16 protein-coding genes and 1 pseudogene are annotated in these 16,682 nt (G+C 47.1%); all 17 read right to left on the reverse strand.

All coding sequences use genetic code 11. The features are described 5' to 3' along the window. Window positions 1–68: 68 nt before the first annotated feature. The 17 genes and pseudogenes from C1A10_RS11125 to C1A10_RS11205 all read right to left on the reverse strand — a co-directional run bounded on the left by C1A10_RS11125 (window position 69) and on the right by C1A10_RS11205 (window position 16,657). Entirely contained in the window at window positions 69–845 is a 777-nt protein-coding gene (locus tag C1A10_RS11125; RefSeq protein ID WP_101910328.1) for an IclR family transcriptional regulator, read from the reverse strand. Between the two features lie 239 nt (window positions 846–1,084). After that, window positions 1,085–2,083, reverse strand: coding sequence for a 2-dehydro-3-deoxygalactonokinase (locus tag C1A10_RS11130; RefSeq protein ID WP_101910329.1), 999 nt, complete (start codon window positions 2,081–2,083; stop codon window positions 1,085–1,087). A 19-nt stretch (window positions 2,084–2,102) separates the two neighbouring features. After that, window positions 2,103–2,753, reverse strand: coding sequence for a bifunctional 4-hydroxy-2-oxoglutarate aldolase/2-dehydro-3-deoxy-phosphogluconate aldolase (locus tag C1A10_RS11135; RefSeq protein ID WP_101910330.1), 651 nt, complete (start codon window positions 2,751–2,753; stop codon window positions 2,103–2,105). 27 nt (window positions 2,754–2,780) lie between these two features. Then, window positions 2,781–3,245 carry a NanQ anomerase/TabA/YiaL family protein gene (locus tag C1A10_RS11140; RefSeq protein ID WP_101910331.1) on the reverse strand — a complete coding sequence of 155 codons (465 nt, stop codon included), beginning with the start codon at window positions 3,243–3,245 and terminating at the stop codon, window positions 2,781–2,783. Continuing rightward, on the reverse strand, window positions 3,242–4,192 hold the full coding sequence (locus C1A10_RS11145) for a dihydrodipicolinate synthase family protein (protein WP_101910332.1): 951 nt from the start codon (window positions 4,190–4,192) through the stop codon (window positions 3,242–3,244). Before C1A10_RS11145 ends, C1A10_RS11140 begins: the two co-directional genes overlap by 4 nt. A gap of 15 nt (window positions 4,193–4,207) precedes the next feature. After that, a complete protein-coding gene (locus C1A10_RS11150; RefSeq protein ID WP_101910333.1) occupies window positions 4,208–5,371 on the reverse strand; it encodes a mandelate racemase/muconate lactonizing enzyme family protein in 1,164 nt (387 codons plus the stop codon). Then, window positions 5,368–7,311 carry a TRAP transporter permease gene (locus C1A10_RS11155; protein ID WP_101910334.1) on the reverse strand — a complete coding sequence of 648 codons (1,944 nt, stop codon included), beginning with the start codon at window positions 7,309–7,311 and terminating at the stop codon, window positions 5,368–5,370. Before C1A10_RS11155 ends, C1A10_RS11150 begins: the two co-directional genes overlap by 4 nt. Before the next feature lie 82 nt (window positions 7,312–7,393). Further along, a complete protein-coding gene (locus tag C1A10_RS11160; RefSeq protein ID WP_101910335.1) occupies window positions 7,394–8,446 on the reverse strand; it encodes a TAXI family TRAP transporter solute-binding subunit in 1,053 nt (350 codons plus the stop codon). Window positions 8,447–8,923: 477 nt separating this feature from the next. Continuing rightward, the gene (locus C1A10_RS11165; protein ID WP_101910336.1) at window positions 8,924–9,127 is read right to left on the reverse strand and encodes a hypothetical protein; all 204 of its coding nucleotides are present in this window, start codon (window positions 9,125–9,127) and stop codon (window positions 8,924–8,926) included. A 94-nt stretch (window positions 9,128–9,221) separates the two neighbouring features. Continuing rightward, window positions 9,222–9,570, reverse strand: a pseudogene (locus tag C1A10_RS11170) (transposase); the annotation flags it as partial. A gap of 363 nt (window positions 9,571–9,933) precedes the next feature. Next, on the reverse strand, window positions 9,934–10,830 hold the full coding sequence (locus tag C1A10_RS11175; protein WP_101910338.1) for a dihydrodipicolinate synthase family protein: 897 nt from the start codon (window positions 10,828–10,830) through the stop codon (window positions 9,934–9,936). Window positions 10,831–11,096: 266 nt separating this feature from the next. Next, complete coding sequence (locus C1A10_RS11180; protein WP_101910339.1) at window positions 11,097–11,825, reverse strand: RraA family protein; 729 nt, start codon at window positions 11,823–11,825, stop codon at window positions 11,097–11,099. Window positions 11,826–12,024: 199 nt separating this feature from the next. Then, entirely contained in the window at window positions 12,025–12,789 is a 765-nt protein-coding gene (locus C1A10_RS11185) for an HpcH/HpaI aldolase family protein (protein ID WP_101910340.1), read from the reverse strand. Window positions 12,790–12,795: 6 nt separating this feature from the next. After that, complete coding sequence (locus tag C1A10_RS11190; RefSeq protein WP_180951102.1) at window positions 12,796–13,464, reverse strand: RraA family protein; 669 nt, start codon at window positions 13,462–13,464, stop codon at window positions 12,796–12,798. 13 nt (window positions 13,465–13,477) lie between these two features. Then, a complete protein-coding gene (locus C1A10_RS11195) occupies window positions 13,478–15,001 on the reverse strand; it encodes a tripartite tricarboxylate transporter permease (protein WP_101910342.1) in 1,524 nt (507 codons plus the stop codon). 15 nt (window positions 15,002–15,016) lie between these two features. Continuing rightward, window positions 15,017–15,511, reverse strand: a complete 495-nt coding sequence (locus C1A10_RS11200) for a tripartite tricarboxylate transporter TctB family protein (protein ID WP_180951103.1) — start codon at window positions 15,509–15,511, stop codon at window positions 15,017–15,019. A 93-nt stretch (window positions 15,512–15,604) separates the two neighbouring features. After that, window positions 15,605–16,657, reverse strand: coding sequence for a tripartite tricarboxylate transporter substrate binding protein (locus tag C1A10_RS11205; protein WP_180951104.1), 1,053 nt, complete (start codon window positions 16,655–16,657; stop codon window positions 15,605–15,607). Between the last annotated feature and the right edge of the window lie 25 nt (window positions 16,658–16,682).

Raw genomic sequence — 16,682 nt, forward strand, 5'->3', positions numbered from 1 at the left:
TTTTTATAATGAAATGCAGGAAAGCTTGGCGCCACCAACACCGTTAAAAGGAAGGATACCTTAGAAATTTAGAAATATCCCATTTTATGGGAAATAATATTTGCGGAATTGATGACGATACTGGCAACCTCGTCTTCGCGTTCAAAAAGTTTGCACTGGCTGTACTGACCGGAGACGCTTAATCCTGCAATAACCTTACCAGTACAGTCACGAATGGGGGCGGCAATGCAAGCGCTTCCCAATGCGTGTTCCTCGTACTCTGTGGCATAACCGAGAAGGCGTATCTTTCCGATCTGCTCCATAAGCAAATCTTCACTGATAATGGTGTTGCGTGTAAAGGCTGGAAGTTCGGCCTCTCTAATGATTTCCTTGATTTCTTCGTCAGATAAAGAGGCCAGTAGTACCTTTCCGATTGCAGTACAATGAAGGGGATTGGTATATCCAATCATTGTATACATTCTCGGAGAACTTCGGCTGTCCACATGAGCAAGATAATACATTCCGGTTCCTTTGCGAATAGCCAGATTGGCACCTACGCCGTATTCCTGCTCCAAAAGAAAAAGTTCAGGCAGCGCCTGCTTACGAAGTTCAATGCTGTTGAGAGCAATACTTGAAAGAGTAATAATCCGGGTTCCCAAACGGTAGTACCCGGTCTCTTCATCCCAACTCACAAATTCGTAAGCAACCATGGTTTTTAGAATACGGGAAATATTGCTTTGAGTGATATTAAGACGTTTAGTAAAATCAGAGACTCGGAGCTGTGGAGTCTCCGGGGAAAAGCAAGCCAAAATATCGAAGGCCTTGCAGAGACTTTGCGTCATCCCCGCCGATTGATTACTATCCATGTAAACCCCTCTTTTCCTTGATTGTATTTATTTAATCACAAATTCCTTAATATTGCAATTAATTTTGATGACTTATTTAAAATTAATTGGTGTATTCTGTTTATCCACTAAAGAGAAAGCTGCTCCAGCCGTACTACAGGTACGCTGAAGCAGCTTTGCGGTCGATTGCTCGTCTACATTGGAATCATTTCATAAGCATAACCCGGAGCGCCAAAACGCCGTTCGAAAGAGCAAGGTTCTCAATGTACATTCATGATAGTCCACGCACCCAGAGCAGAAAGAGGGATGTCGGATTGCGGTATGTAGGCGTGAATGTTCCGAAAGTAACCGTCATATTCCAGAATATCCGATATAGCTTGCTGCACGGGCATATTGCCCGCAATCACCACTTCGGTCTGTTGCCTGACGGTCAGGGCACCAGAGCTCCGAATGCTGGTCACATCACTCTGAAGAGCCACACCTAAAATGTAATTTGAAAGCATCTCAGAGCTTTGCCCGGAAAATTGGCTAAGGATACGGGCCGAAAAGCATGCCCGACCTATACCGGTTTTCCTTGCGGTCTCGTAGCCCAAGAGTACCATTTGGCGGTCATAGGTTTCCGCAGAAGCAAATTTCCGATTGACTGCATCTGCGATTATGGTATCGTTTGTAATGCAGGAAAGCAATTCACCGCTGATGCTGGTAAGGCATCCGGTGATTTTCCCACCGGCATTCACTGAAACAAATTTCATGTGTGAGCCCGGCAGTAAGAACAGATATTCCCGTCCCTGAGGGAATATTTCCATAAGTGCGGCGCTCTCAACTTCCTCACCACGCATAATATCCATAGACTCGAAATTAGTCAGGTCAACCGTTTCAACGGCATTTTTGACGCCGGGAATAAAGGTGATGGGTACGGAACAGACTTCGGGAAGAGATACTTGTTTCGCTGCGGCAGCCAAATCGCCGATACCGACAGGAGCCACACAATGGGGAATCTCCACCAGCCCAACGTTGGATGAGATCATGCCGCTTGCCAATACGCTCTTTAAGTCAGATTCCCCGAGTCCGGACTTGGACAGGACTTCATGGATACAATCCTTTACGCCCTCCCTGAGTTTCCTGTTGTTGCCGTCGATGGCGGTATTGCGCACGCCGACCTCCCGCTTTGCCCGGGCGACTACCCGGCGGTCATCATTCCAGAGAAAGGCGCGTGTATTGGTAGTACCGCTGTCGATCGTGATGATGTAAGAGCCCATCAGCTTTTCTCCTTTTCCATTACTGCGGCAGCTTTTCAGTGAAGCTGCGCGCCAATTTGCATAGGCCTTCAAAGTCGCCTTTCTCGATCAGTGAACGTTTCACGATTGCGGAGCCGATTCCAATACCGGTCACGTTTGAAAGAGCCAGATAGTCGTTCATGTTGGCCAAATCCACTCCTCCCATGGGCAAAAGCGGGATATGTCCCAGAGGAGCCGCCATGTCTTTTAGATAGGGGATACCAAGCTTTCCCGCCGGGAAGAGCTTGACCATAGAGGCTCCGGCCTCCCAGGCTGCCGCGACCTCGCTCGGAGTAAAAGCGCCGGGAATGGAAGGAACATTCAGTGCGCGGGCGGCTGTAACCACGGTGGGATCAAAATGCGGGGACAGAAGGTATTCTGCACCGGCCTCCACAGCCACTTTAGCCTGGTCAGGAGTCAGGACGGTTCCGGCACCGACCAATATGCGATCGGTAAATTCTCGGCGAACGGCTGAAATGGCATCTGCGGTCTTAGCTTCGGTATTTGGGTCCGCTTGGTCAAAAGTGATTTCCAGCAGACGGATTCCTCCGTCATAAAGGGCGCGGGCGGCAGCCGTTACATCCTTCGGCTGAATCCCCCGCAGAGCGACGATGATGCGATATTTACGCACCTGTAAAAGAATATCTACCATATTTCAAACCTCTCCCCCTTTCATATATCATAAAAGGTCCACATTAATCTTGACTACAACTTTGCGGTAATGGCCCGGTATTCCTGCGCACACGCCGGGACGGTGTAAATCGCCCGGAAAAAACACCGCATAGCAGCCGGGCACTGCGTGGACAAAGCTTTCATTTCGGGCAGATTCGTAAAGCCAGATATCCTTATCCTGATCTGCACGAATCAAAGGTCCTGCATCAATATAAGGTGCAACACCAAAATACTCTTCTCCTTCGGGCCAAAACTGCACATCCACATATTTCTCATGACGCTCAGGATGGGCATTGTCCAAAGGCTTGCTGGTAAAATCCATTATCATGGCGTACATGTTCTCACCGTCCAGATTATAAGTCCCGGCCGTAAGAGAGGAAAAATCGGTGTGGGCGCAGTAGTCCACCGCCTTCTGAAGGGCAGCGGAACCGATCATGCCATAACCGTTTGCGTATATGCTGGAAAAAATCATGAGTTGGGCTCCTTTTCTCCATGTTTTTCACTCCAGGAGAGAGCCAAGAGGGGATTTCCCTCCAAAGTCTCCATGGTCTGTCTTTTCAGCGCTTCATCCGCGGGAACGCATGGATTGCGGACAAAAGCGGAACGAATAACGCCGCCACGCTTGAGAATCTCTTTATGAATCGACATCGCGTAGCCGCCGGCCAGAGTTCCCATGCGAATATAGGGCAGATAACGAGCGAAAAGACTACGGGCTTCCTCACGATTCCCTTGAAAGAATGAATTATAAATCTGCACCATTACTTCAGGGAATTCAGCTGCCGGCATACAGCCCACGCTGCCATAGCAAAATTCTTCATAGCAATAGAGACCATTTGCGCCCCCCATAACCGTAAGCCTGCCCTCAGCTGATTCCAAAATTCTCTGCATTTTAACAATTGTGGGGGGGCCTTCCTCTTTGACATACTGTATGTTGTCAAAATCCTTTGATAACCGAATCATAATATCCACAGGGATGGCAACACCACAGGCGTTGGGAGCGTCCTGCAGAATGATAGGTATGGATACAGCGCTGGCAATGGCAGCGAAATAATCGTACATCCGCTGAGGGTCCGGCTTGATCATATGGGGCGGCATAATCATAAGAAAATCGGCGCCGCTCTCCTGCGCCCACAGGCAATTTTCCACAGCGGTCTCAAGACCGGCGCCACCGGCACCGAAGACCAGCGGGATGGCACCTGCAACTTCTTCCCGTACTGTCTGCGCAATTTTCACTTTTTCCACCTGAGTAAGAGAATAGCCCTCGCTGGCGTTGCCGAAAAGGGCGATGCCGTGCACGCCCGCTTCCAGAAGGAGCCGAACCACATTGCGCAGACTTTTATAGTCCACCTGCCCGTCGTCATGAAATGGAGTAGTTAAGATGGGGCAGATACCCCTGAAACGTTCATTGTAATTCCACATGGAGGATACCTCAATTCATAGTTTTACTGCGTGATGACGAACCCTGTCTTCGTCCAGAGAAATACCTAGTCCGAAACCGTCCGGTACGGCGAAGATTCCGTTTTCACACGTGATGGGAGCATTCAAAAATTCATTGGCGACAGGAAGTATACTCGGTTGATACTCCTGCAGGCCATAGAAGTTGTACATCGCGGCACAGCATTGAAGGGTTGCGGCGATACATACCCCCTGTCCCACACTGAGGTGGGGAGCAACTTTTTTATGGAAGGTGTCAGCCAGTTTTGTGATGCGCATCAGCTCGGTTATACCAGTGCGGCCCACATCGGGCTGGAGAATGTCGCAGCTGTTGCGCACAAGGTGCTCGCAGTACTGAAAGTGGGTCCGATCGCTTTCCCCCAGTGCCACAGGGATGTCCAGAGAATGGCTAAGCTGTGCGTAACCGTCGATATCCTCAGGGTCTAAGGGGCATTCCAGAAAGCGTACATGCAGCGCTTCCATGGCCCGGCCCAGTTGTACCGCGTCGGCAACGGTGTAATTCCAATGCGCATCGATCATCAGGCCAAAATCGGGTCCGAGCGCTTCCCGCAGAGCGGTCATAATTCGAATGTCCTCCTGCATCCCGTAACCGATGTGCAGCTTGATGGCGGTAAAACCCTTAGCTTTCCATTCCCGTGCCAGATTTACTTTTTCCTCCAGCGATTCCACTGGCAGTCCGGATATGTAGGCCGGCACATTTGTCCGATAGGCTCCGCCCAACAGCTTGTAGATCGGCTGTTTATAGTATTTTCCGGCAATATCCCAAAGGGCGATGTCTACAGCGGAAACGGCATCCACCATAAATCCGGTGAAATAGCCCCGGTCGCGCATCGTGTCGTAGAGGAGATTCCAGATTACATCGATATCCGTTGCCTCCCGGCCCAGAAGGAAAGGAGTGAACATCCGCTCGATGATGATCCCGGCGACTTCCGGAACCACAGGGGCGAGCGCTTCTCCCCATCCTTCGATGCCATCGTCGGTCGTGATTTTCACCAGGAGTGTCTCCATATTTTTGGAGTAGGGACAGCGATAGGAGGGTCGAAGATAATAGTCGTAGGGAGTATCCAAAGCAGAGCTGTTGCCTAGATAAACATGGTCTTTTCTGATCTTTATTGGAAATGCTTCAATTTTTGCAATTTTCATGCCGGACTCTCCTCCGTTTGCATCTCATTTTTATTATGGTGAGCTTGCCAGAGGTTTAGGACGGAGATAGCTATTACCGCTGCACAGCACACCAAGGTGATCATCATCTGAGGAGTCACCACCATTACAATGGAGCAAGCAAGAATGATTGTTCGTGAGATCCCGCGGAGAGGAATAAACATGCATCCGATGGCTCCGGCGGCGATCCCCCAGACGCCAACAAGGGTAATAAGGATGATACCAAAAATTTCGAGCAGGGTTCCCTGCAGGATAAGAGCATTATTGAAAATTAAAGCGTAGGGGATAATAAAGGCGGGAAGAGAAATCCACATGGCAAGCCCTCCTGTCTGCATAGGCTTGGATCCCGCCAGTCCGGCAGCGGCGAATGCAGAAATGGCCACCGGAGGAGTAATACCCGAAAACACACCGAAATAGAGGGCAAACAAATGCGCGGCCAGAACATTAATCCCCATCTGGGTCAGCGCGGGAACAGCAATGGATGCCACCATGATGTAGGCTGCGCTTGTAGGCAGCCCCATGCCCAGAACAAGGCTCGCCAGCATTACCATGGGGAGAATCAGGAAAAGGTTTCCATGGGCAAGCCGGATAATAGCGCTTGCAAATTTTATACCGATACCGGTTTCACTTGATACGCCGATGATGATGCCGGCGGCAGCACAGGTAACAGCGATCATGACTCCGCCTTTGGCCCCTTTGGCCAGGCAGACCACAAATTCCCGAACGCTGACCCGACGTCCGGTCAGAATGCTGTTAATGAGAACGAGAATCACGCAGCTCACGATAGAGTAGAGTGCGGCACGGTAAGCGGGTACCCCCAGTACCATGGTCACAATGATTACCGCCAAAGGCAAGGCAAGATAGCCTTGCGTTAAAAGAATTTTTGTCCAAGGAAGACCATTTTCATTTTCGGCACCCTTTAGATTGGTACGCACGGCCTCGAAATGAACCGCACAAAACACTGCGACAAAGTAAAGAATGGCTGGAACTGCCGCCGCAGCACACAGAGTGATATAGGAAATTCCCACATATTCTGCCAGCAGGAAGGATGCCGCGCCCATGACAGGAGGAAGAATTTGCCCACCGGTTGAGGCGGATGCCTCAACTGCTCCGGCAAAGACCGGCCGGTAGCCGACCTTTTTCATCAGTGGAATTGTGTAAGTTCCGGTGGAAGTCACATTGGCTGTGGAGCTTCCCGAAACAGTGCCCATGAGGCAGCTGGCAACAACAGCCATTTTGGCCGGGCCGCCACGGGCTTTGCCCGTGAGTGCAAAGGCAATGTCGATAAAGAATTGTCCAGCGCCTGAAAATTGAAGGAACTCTCCGAAAAGCATAAACATGAAGATAAAGGTGGCGGATGCGGCAACGGTAGAGCCGAAGATGCCTCCGGTGGATAAGCACATCTGCTCCGCCATACGCAAAAGCGTGGTTCCGGTGTAGCCAAAATCCCCTTGGATACGGTTGCCAAGAAAAGCGTACGCCAGGGCAGCAATGCAGATAATCACCATACCCCAGCCTACTGCACGGCGGGTGGCTTCCAAAACCGCAACCACCAGAAAGACAGAGACGATAAAGTCAATATAATAGAAAGGTGTTACAAACGGAATACGCATGATCAGTCGTCCGTAAGCAATTTGACTCAGGTAGATGAGACTGAACAGTGTGGCAAAAAACCATAAGAAATCCAGCCAGGTCTGCTTGGCGAAATACCCCTTTTTGCTCATCGGAAACATGAGAAAAGCCATGGGAAGCATGAACATCATGTGCAGGGTTCGCATTTTATAGGCCTCTAAAACGCCGGTGGAAGAAACATAAATATGAAATATGGCGGCAGCGAGGCCTATAAAAAAGATAACATATTTTGAAAGCTCGGACAGGGATAAACGAGGCTTGCATTCAAGCGTTTGTTTGGTCATTTCCATACGAAGCGTCCTTTCCTGTTGCAATGGTAGCAAAGAGCATCAAGCTGAAAAGCCCCAGGCTCATTGACCTGCGGTGCGAGGCTCAGGCTACACCGGCTTCTTTGTAATAACGCTCGGCACCGGGATGAAGAGGGATGTCCATGCCGGCCACACCGGTTTTCGGCCCCTTCATGTAATCGGCAAATCCGGAATTGACGGCTGACATGGCGGTAATCCCCTCTTCCGAATTCAGATACTTGGTTAGCTCATAGATGACAGCTTCATTGGCGTTTTTGCTGGCTATAATGGATATGGATACGCCGACGGTTGAAATGTCCTGATCCTGTCCCTTATAACTTCCTGCCGGGATGGTCTTGCTCAGATAACCTTGGGTGAGGAGCTGGTCTTTGACTTTCTGGGGCACGTCCAGAAATTTGAGCTCGCTGCTGGTAGCGACTTCCGTGATACCGGAGTAAGGAACGCCAGCCAAAATGGTAACGGCATTTAGCTGCCCGTCCTTAAAGGCGTCCGAGGCATCACTCATACCGAGAAATTCAATTTTACCTCCCCAGGATTTAATATCGTCATATGTAACACCATAGGTAGAAAGAATTTTTCGAAACAGACTCTCGATTCCCGAACCCTGAGTACCGACGGAAATTTTTAAGGGGTATTTTTGCTCAATTAACTGGTCCAAAGAATCCACAGGTACGTCGGGTGAAACGGCCAGGTGGAACATGGATTCCATAATCGTGCACACCCCGTAGACACTGTCCTTCTTCTCGTTGAAATTCCCGATGCCGTTGGCTGCTTCATAGAGAAGATCGCTTTGGGTGTGAGCAATGACGGTTTGTCCCGCATTGACTAACTCAATATTTGAGGAGGCCGCACCGGTTTTGACTGTACAACGGATATCGGGAGCAATGGAGTTGAAATATTCGCCGATCTGTACTCCCATAGAATAGGTGGAGCTGGTTTCCGTACCAAGGGTCATTAGCAAATCATAGCTTTTTGGAAGGACGCCGGGAGTTTCTGTTTGATTGCTGGAAGTTGGGGCACTTACCGCAGAGTCGCTCATGCTGACAGTTTGGCTGCACCCAGTCATCAAACTGCCGCAGATACAAAGGCTGAGAATAGCTAAAATCAATTTTTTCATAAAATTCCCCTTTCAATACATTGAAAAAATTTAGATGTAATATTCAAATTACATCAATTTATGTGTAATAATAGCATTATTAATTTAAATAGTCAATTAAATATAAAACATTTTTATATATTATATAAATTAAAATAGAAAAAAATAGATGATACATCCAAATATTTTTTATACCCGAAAATCCAGCTGACTCTGTGCCGGTAGGAATCAAAGAAAGAAGAACGAAAAAGATTGTTGGATCAGCTTTTGTATCAGATTCGAGTACACCCGCGCACCAAAGAAGAACATGAGAATTGTCGGCAGTTGACTGAACAATATTAACAGTTTGTTTTCCATTCACTTCATTCGGATTCAATGGCACAGTATCGTTTGAAGATTTTTCATTCTCACCAGTATGGTTGATGATTATTTTTCGCCAAAGCTATAACAGCAAACAGCCAGCTGTACAGAAAAGTACAGCTAGCTGTTTAGAGGATGTTATTTGCGGATCAGATGATCCCTGATATAATCAAAATTGATGTCCCAACCCATACCGGGGGTCTGCGGAACGAGGACATTCCCTGCTCCGTCCAGTTCGTCAATGCTCCGATTGAGCCACGGCGGAGTTGCCCAGTCGAAAAACGGATGGACAAGCCCATATTCATAATATTCTCCGGGAGTTCCAGATGATCGCACAGCCATTTGTAGAAACTCACATTGTATTCATCCATCGGTTCCTCCGGCCATGCAAAACGGGCCTTTTCAAGCTCTTTTCCGAGTCTCAGTGCATCGAACCGATCATAGTAGTGCTACGGCTGATGGTGGTATCTGAAACCTCTATTCCGTAAATATCCTGGATATGGGCTTCTATGTTGCCGGTGGTCATGCCTTTGGCGTGCATGGACAGGATCGTTTCCTGGATGTCCTGGCTCACACTGGTCTGATTCTTTTTCGAAACCTGCAGCTCAAACTCGCCCTTACGGTCTCGAGGAACAGAGACGTCTACATCTCCAAAGCTCGTGCGCAAAGTTTTGCTGCTGTGCTCGTTCCAGCTGTTATCCGTGTCCTTGTTCTTGTAGTCGTACTTGCTATAGCCCAGTTCGTCATCCAGCCGCCTCCAAGCTGTTCTCCATGAACTCGGCGACGCTCATTTTCTTCCGGGATTCGATTCTTTTTTGCCATAATGTAAACCTCCATTGTGGTGCTTCTATTTTATACCATAACGGTGGTTTACACAAAATTGGGGGCGGTCTCATGTATGCCAAGGAGATGACGACCGGCTAGATAGAGGCGCATATGGAGGAATGGGAACCTGATTTCAAAACGCGAAAGAAATGTATCATGAGGCGCCTTTACTATAAGGTTCTTTGAAGACCGGCAGAATAGCCGTTCCATTTTGTCTATAATAGCGGCTTGCCCACTGCCCAATATTTTATCTTAACCTGATTTGGACAATGCTTTCCCTGCCTGATCTTAATGGCATTTTGTGACCAGTGGGTATTTTCATATTATAATAAACCAGCTTTCTTGATCTCATCTCTCATCTGTTCCAGAATTGTGCCTTTTGTTGGCAGATTCGGGCGATAAGGATCGCCAACATCCAGCCCCATAATATTTGCCATATCCTTGGTGGCAACAGGGAAGCTTGCCTTATCCATCATCAGGCGTACGGGATTCAGTCGATACTGCGCTTCCAAGGCGCCGTTCAAGTCCCCCGCGACAAACTTTTTGTAGATGGAGGTTACCAGTTCAGGGAACATATTCGCAGTCGTTGCGACAGCCCCTGCCGCCCCGTGAACCAGTGCGCCGTAGATCAGTGTATCCTTGCCGCCAAACACCTTGAAATCAAGGTGACGGGTACGGCGGATAAACTCGCTGGTCTGTGTCATATCACCGCTGGAATCCTTCATTCCTACGATATTGTTCATCTCTTCCGCAAGCTTAAGTACCAGATTGGAACTTAATGTGTAGCCAATTCTTCCAGGATTGTTGTAGAGCAACATTGGCGTGCCGGAGATGGAAGCCGCAATCGCCTTAAAGTGCTGATACAGTTCCTCCTCAGTAGGTTTGAGAAACATAGGCTGCAAAACGGATACCCCGAAAGCACCTGCTTTTTCTGCCATCTGGGCAATGCGGATACATTTCTTTGTCTGGATTCCGCCAATTCCCATGTATACCGGTATGCGCCCTTTCGTTTCGTCCACCATAATTTTTAAAGCGCATTCCATTTCATCTTCTTCTGCCATATAAAACTCACCGTTGCTTCCAAAGGCAAGGATTCCGTTTACGCCGCCCTCAATGACGTGGTTGACCTGTTTTCTCAACTTTGCTTCATCAATTCGTTCATCCTTGTCAATTGGGGTAAGGATGGGGGGAATAATTCCTTTGATCAATTCAGTATTCATTTGATTTAGCCTCTCATTTTTATGATGTTTTGCAAATACTAATCGGATTTTTGTTTCAAAAATTATCGTATAATACTCCGCTAGCGTATTGCGGTAATCCTGGCCATGCTTACCAGTATGGAAGGGCTCGGTTTTCTTTCAGAAACAGGCGCATCAATGAGGAGGACTCCCTCTGCCGCACACGCTTTTTCAATTATCTAAGAGGCCAGGGAAGTATTCAAATGGCTCAGTTTCGTTTTGTTGCAGTTCTCGATTCTAAAGATTAATTAAAAACTTTTTTCGAAACCCTGTCGTTTTTGTATCATTGCGAGTCTCCATTCATGCAATTCCTTGTCATTTGGCTTATACCCGTCACGAATTGCTGTCCTGCATGGTTCCAGCATCGGTAATTCGGCTTCTTCAGCCCTCCTGCAGGCTTCCGCCAGTCTTGGGGCAATTTCATGTGGAATCTCCACAACTCCATGACAATCTGCAAATAGCAAATTGCCCGGTTGGACTGTCAGACCGCAGACCTCGACGCTACAACCAGATTCCACAACATGGGTATAACCATGTGAGACTAGAAGGTGAGTAGAGAAAAAGCTGAATCCCATTTTATCCACAGGTTCCAGATCCCTTACGCCTCCCTGCGTGATGGTTCCCACTACGCCAAGCGACTGATGAACAGTCGCCTGCACTTCACCCCAAAACGATCCGATAGGGTAAGAATCCACATCCTGTATGACTGCAATCGTGGGATCATACATTTCACGAGCGGCGGCGTAATAAGCCATTAATTGATCCAATTCCGCAACGCCACCGGGATGCAGCGCACTTACCTTTGCCGTAACTGCATAACCTACCATGCGTTGGCTTTTGCATGTACGCTGGGTCATCCCGGCATTCATAAAACCTGCGGTTCTGGGCCTGATATTAAAGAATTCGATCGCATTACAGACCGTGGGTGCATCAAATTGTTTCAATTCTTCAAGCTGCTCTTTTGATAGTAAAGCCACGGATTTGCTCCTTCTTTCTTGTTATGTTACCATAAGATCGTATTTCAGAAGTTCTTTTTGACTTCTTCGGTGACAGCCGTGTTCGCCCTGCTGTTATTTGAGCAAATCCAACGTATTTGCAGTTTCCTTACAACTGGATCTTATTTCCCCAGGACTGTTTCATATATAGCGAGAAGGGCGTACGCTATGTATGATGAGTTCAGCCTTTCAAAGTACGAATGGCGGCCTGAGCATCATTCATCAGCATGGATACCTCGTTGCTGTACAAATTGAATGTCATTCCCTTTGCGATCCATTTTTTCAGAGCAGATGCATTCATCCCGTGTGTGCCGCAGTATTTTCCGGCCTTTTTACTGGCCGCAATTACTTTATCAAGAGATTCGATATAAAGCGGGTTATCCTGCTGTCCAAAAATTCCTAAATTCTGGCAGAGATCGTTAGGCCCCATAAACGCAATATCAATGCCGTCGACAGATAGGATTTCTTCAATATTCTGAATACTTTGAGCGGATTCGATCTGTGCGATTAACAGTGTTTCTTCATTCGCTTTTTTCATGTATTCTATTGGTGACGCGACCGGTATGTAACCGTTATGTCCGCGCATCATGGAAATTCCACGGTTGCCCAAAGGGGCATATTTCGCGTAGGATACCATCTGGCGCGCTTGCTCGGCAGTGTCCGTATTGGGCAGCATCAAACCATCAGCACCCATTTCCATGAACCGCATGATGCATTCGCGGGATGCTTGAGGAATGCGTACAAGCGCCGCAATATTCATTTCTTTGGCCAGCGCAATCATTGCTGCGGCTTTAGAATATTCCATATAACCGTGTTCACAATCTATGATAAAATAATCAAACCCACAAGTTTTAAAAATTTTTACAAAATCAGGATGATCGACAATATTGATCATTGTTCCTATGATTTGTTCCCTGTTTTTTAATCTTTGTTTCAAATTAGACATTGATGATTACTCCTTTTTATCCCCATTAATTGGACGCGTAACTTTCTTTTTATGTGATATCTTAATGAGATCCTGCATTTCGATTCCATGCTTGATGGCCTGATCCATTTCCAGCTCTACCTGCGAAACCATCTCTGCCTGGTAGATGACATCGTCTATTCTGGCCTGCGGCAGAGAGATCACGCCGTCTACATCCCCCACAATATAATCACCGGGCTCTACAACAGCGCCCCCACAGACGATCGGAACCTGTACCGCGGTGATTTGAAAATCAGAGGGTACCATAATCGCGGGCCCGCGCGAAAAGTGCGGTATGCCAGATTCCATAATCACACCCCAGTCCCGGGTTCTTCCATCCAGAACCATTCCGGCAATTCCCTTGCCGGCCAGCGCAAACATCATATTTTCTCCGACTACGGCGCCGACGTGAGGGGCGGAAACCACCACGACATCACCCGGTTTGCATTGATCAAACACTGCATACATGTTATATGTTTTCTGCATAGGATCGCGAACCGTAGAAAACTGGAGGGTGAACGCCCGCCCGCAGATTTTGGAAGAGGGATTGGCCGGATGAATTCCGTCCATCCAGCCGCAAATGCCGATCAATTTCATACCATCGGTGATCGCACCGGTTTCTGTTCTTTTTAAAAATTCAATTCGTTGGTCTTCCATCTCATTCTCCTTTTTAATCCAAAATTGCATCGCTTGGATTCGTTTTTTTCTTTGCATCTTTCAGCTCATTGCGCACAGTCAAAACAATTACAACGCAGGTTAAAATAAGGAACAGCGCGGCAATCGGTGAGGTAAGAATAGGAATAAAGCTACCGTTTGTCCGCATAAGTGAGCGGCGAAGATTTTCTTCAAGCAGCGGGGCAAGAATAAATCCTACCACCAAAGGCGCAAGGGGATATTTAAATTTTTTTAAGACATATCCAATAATTCCGAAAAGAATCATAACCATGATGTCAAAGACGCGGTTATTTGCTGAGAAAGAACCAACAAAACAGAAAGCAATTACAATTGGCAGCAGGAATTCTGTGGGTACACACAGAACCTTGGCGAAGATCGGCAAGCCAAAAAATTCACCAATCAACATTATAATATTTGCCAAAATATATGCAGCGAAAATCGCATAAACGAGTGCCGCACTGGTCTTAAAAAGCAGTGGTCCGGGTGCAATTCCATGCAGCTGAAATCCTGCAAGTATCATAGAGGTTGCGTTATCGCCAGGAATACCAAGGGTGAGAAGAATAATCAGCGCACCGCCGATTGTGGCGTTATTGGCTGTTTCCGAAGCCACAATTCCATCCAAAAACCCCGTTCCGAATTTTTCAGGGGTCTTGGAGCGCTTTTTTACATAGGCATAGGACATCAGATTCGATACATTTCCACCAATGCCCGGTAAAATACCAATTACCAAGCCAATCAGTGCAGATGGAATTGCATTTGGCAGTTGAGCGACAAATTCTTTGAATGATATGCCAAATCCTTTCACTTTATCAGTTTGAGGAATGACAACACAGGAGGTAGCCTCTTTGGTGTTTCTCTGAGCGGCGGTTTCCATAATCTGAGAAACTGCGAACACACCAATTAGAAGCGGTACCAGATTGAAACCGGCGTCAAACTGGCCAAATCCCAAGGTATAACGGGTGTAAGAGCTCAGCTTGTCAATTCCTACAAATGCTAAAGACACGCCGAGCAGGCAGGAAAGCAAACCCTTGACGATATTTCCTGCCGAAAGGGAGGATACAGTAGTGAGCGCAAGTAAAATAACGGCAAAATATTCATAAGGGCTGAAACGTAGTGCAACCTGAGCAATCAGAGGCCCCAGATAGGTCAGTACAATCGCGCTGAAGATGCCGCCAACGAATGAAAAAAGTACGGCAACCCCCAAAGCTTTTTTTGCCTGACCTTTCTGAGCCATCGGATAACCATCAAAGCAGGTTGCGATTGAGGACGGGGTACCCGGGATACCTAATAAAATGGCCGAAATCAACCCGCCTGAACAGCCCCCCACGTAAACAGCGACCAGAAATGCAATTCCATTCACTGGTTCCATGGTAAAAGTCAAAGGCAGCATAATTGCAAGCGCAGTAAATGCCGACAATCCCGGAATCGCTCCAAAAACGATACCCACAATGGTTCCACCCAAAAGAAGGCTGATGGTCAAGGGATGGAACACAGTAATAAATCCATTTATTAATGCCATATATAGTTCCCTCCTTTAACCTAATAAGCCCGCAGGCAGGAAAATCATGAATACTTTATAAAACAGCATATAAATACAGACCGGAGCCACGATCGATATGATGGTGGCAATGGTTAAATAACGCTTGTTTTTGATCGACCCTTTTGGGAGAAGCAAGAAAATTTGACAGAACAGATAGATCGTTGTAAGAATAATAAATCCTACATATTCAAGTAGCAGGAAGTAGCCTGCTAATAAAACGATTGTCAGTATGAGCGGAAGATTCCAAGAAAATTTTTTTTCGACTGCAGATTCACTTTGCATAGTTTCTTTTTGACTTGCTTTTTTGATACATTTGAGTATTTGAATAATAGATAAAACCGCCATTACAATAGCAACCATGCGAGGAAAAAACTGGGGACCGAGTGCATCTGCTTTGGATAATTTAATCGCAAATGATTCTGCATAAAGAAATATGGAGAAAAGAAAGAAAAAAATTCCTGAATACAGGTCTTTTCGTATGCTGCTCAATTGATTCCCTCCTGCTTTTAAGATTATTTAAAAAGTTGCCAAAACCAGCTGCAAACCGGCTTTGGCAACCATTGAACAATTCTGTCTACTAGTTTATTGCGCGGCCAGGAACGCATCCTTATAGGGAAGCATTGTATCTTCATAAAATTTATTTGCATAGTCTGCTGCTGCCTGCTTGCTCATAAAGGTTGCAGTCAGATAATTAGCTTCCATATTCGCCACAAAATCCGGATCTTTGCTGGCCTTTTCTAATGCATCAGCAAGAATGTCGACAACCTCATCAGGAGTATCGGGATGAGTACCAACCCAGAAGAATTTGCTGAAATCAACATTCTCATAACCCATATCCGATGCCATCGGCACTTCGGGCAGCAATTCATTTTTTTCGGCACCGAGAAGGACTAAAGGAACGAATTCTCCGGAAGAGAAATAATCTTTTGCCAGCGAATAAGAGATATTGACCACATCGGTCTGTTCTGCCAGTAATGCAGTCATTTTTGCTGCGTTGTTGCCAACATCCACAAATTTAAATTTAGATTCCCAAACAGAATTCATTGCCACTCCACAGATTTGGTTCGTAGCACCGATTTTGCCGCCATATTCAATAGAATCGGGAGCTGCTTTTGATTTCTCAACCAGGTCCTTCAAATCTGTATAGCCGGAATTTTTATTGACCGCCAGCACAGTGGAGTTATCAACAAGCGGGATGCCCACCGTCTTGAAGCTGTCAATGGAGATATCGGTAGATCCCATCATAAAAGGTACGAACATATCGGTTCCATTAACAACCAGTGTGTATCCATCCGGAGCCGCATCCAAACACTGCTGCATACCCATGACAGTCGCCCCGCCGTCAACATTAGTAACGACTACCGGAGTGTCTAAATATTTCTGCAGCGCGGTCGCTAATACACGGGTGTTGCGGTCGGTATCGCCTCCTGCTTTAACGGGGCAGATAATTTGGATTGGTTTCGTAGGATAATTTACCGCCGTCTTCGAAGCTTCAGAACTTGCTGCCCCGGAAGAAGCCGCGGAAGGAGCAGACGAGGAAGCGTCAGTCTTGGTTCCTCCCCCGCATCCGCCGAGGGACGCTAAAATCGCAGCTGAAGTCAGAAGTGCAAAAAGTTTACAACCTTTTTTCATCATTTTTACTCCTCTTTCATTGAAATAA

This window comes from Marasmitruncus massiliensis, assembly GCF_900186535.1.
GTDB lineage: Bacteria > Bacillota > Clostridia > Oscillospirales > Ruminococcaceae > Anaerotruncus > Anaerotruncus massiliensis_A.

Excerpts from the sequence above, each read along its gene's own strand:
- C1A10_RS11125 (WP_101910328.1), bottom strand. The coding sequence starts at position 845 with ATGGATAGTAATCAATCGGCGGGGATGACGCAAAGTCTCTGCAAGGCC.
- C1A10_RS11130 (WP_101910329.1), bottom strand. The coding sequence starts at position 2,083 with ATGGGCTCTTACATCATCACGATCGACAGCGGTACTACCAATACACGC.
- C1A10_RS11135 (WP_101910330.1), bottom strand. The coding sequence starts at position 2,753 with ATGGTAGATATTCTTTTACAGGTGCGTAAATATCGCATCATCGTCGCT.
- C1A10_RS11140 (WP_101910331.1), bottom strand. The coding sequence starts at position 3,245 with ATGATTTTTTCCAGCATATACGCAAACGGTTATGGCATGATCGGTTCC.
- C1A10_RS11145 (WP_101910332.1), bottom strand. The coding sequence starts at position 4,192 with ATGTGGAATTACAATGAACGTTTCAGGGGTATCTGCCCCATCTTAACT.
- C1A10_RS11150 (WP_101910333.1), bottom strand. The coding sequence starts at position 5,371 with ATGAAAATTGCAAAAATTGAAGCATTTCCAATAAAGATCAGAAAAGAC.
- C1A10_RS11155 (WP_101910334.1), bottom strand. The coding sequence starts at position 7,311 with ATGGAAATGACCAAACAAACGCTTGAATGCAAGCCTCGTTTATCCCTG.
- C1A10_RS11160 (WP_101910335.1), bottom strand. The coding sequence starts at position 8,446 with ATGAAAAAATTGATTTTAGCTATTCTCAGCCTTTGTATCTGCGGCAGT.
- C1A10_RS11165 (WP_101910336.1), bottom strand. The coding sequence starts at position 9,127 with ATGGCTGTGCGATCATCTGGAACTCCCGGAGAATATTATGAATATGGG.
- C1A10_RS11175 (WP_101910338.1), bottom strand. The coding sequence starts at position 10,830 with ATGAATACTGAATTGATCAAAGGAATTATTCCCCCCATCCTTACCCCA.
- C1A10_RS11185 (WP_101910340.1), bottom strand. The coding sequence starts at position 12,789 with ATGTCTAATTTGAAACAAAGATTAAAAAACAGGGAACAAATCATAGGA.
- C1A10_RS11190 (WP_180951102.1), bottom strand. The coding sequence starts at position 13,464 with ATGGAAGACCAACGAATTGAATTTTTAAAAAGAACAGAAACCGGTGCG.
- C1A10_RS11195 (WP_101910342.1), bottom strand. The coding sequence starts at position 15,001 with ATGGCATTAATAAATGGATTTATTACTGTGTTCCATCCCTTGACCATC.
- C1A10_RS11205 (WP_180951104.1), bottom strand. The coding sequence starts at position 16,657 with ATGATGAAAAAAGGTTGTAAACTTTTTGCACTTCTGACTTCAGCTGCG.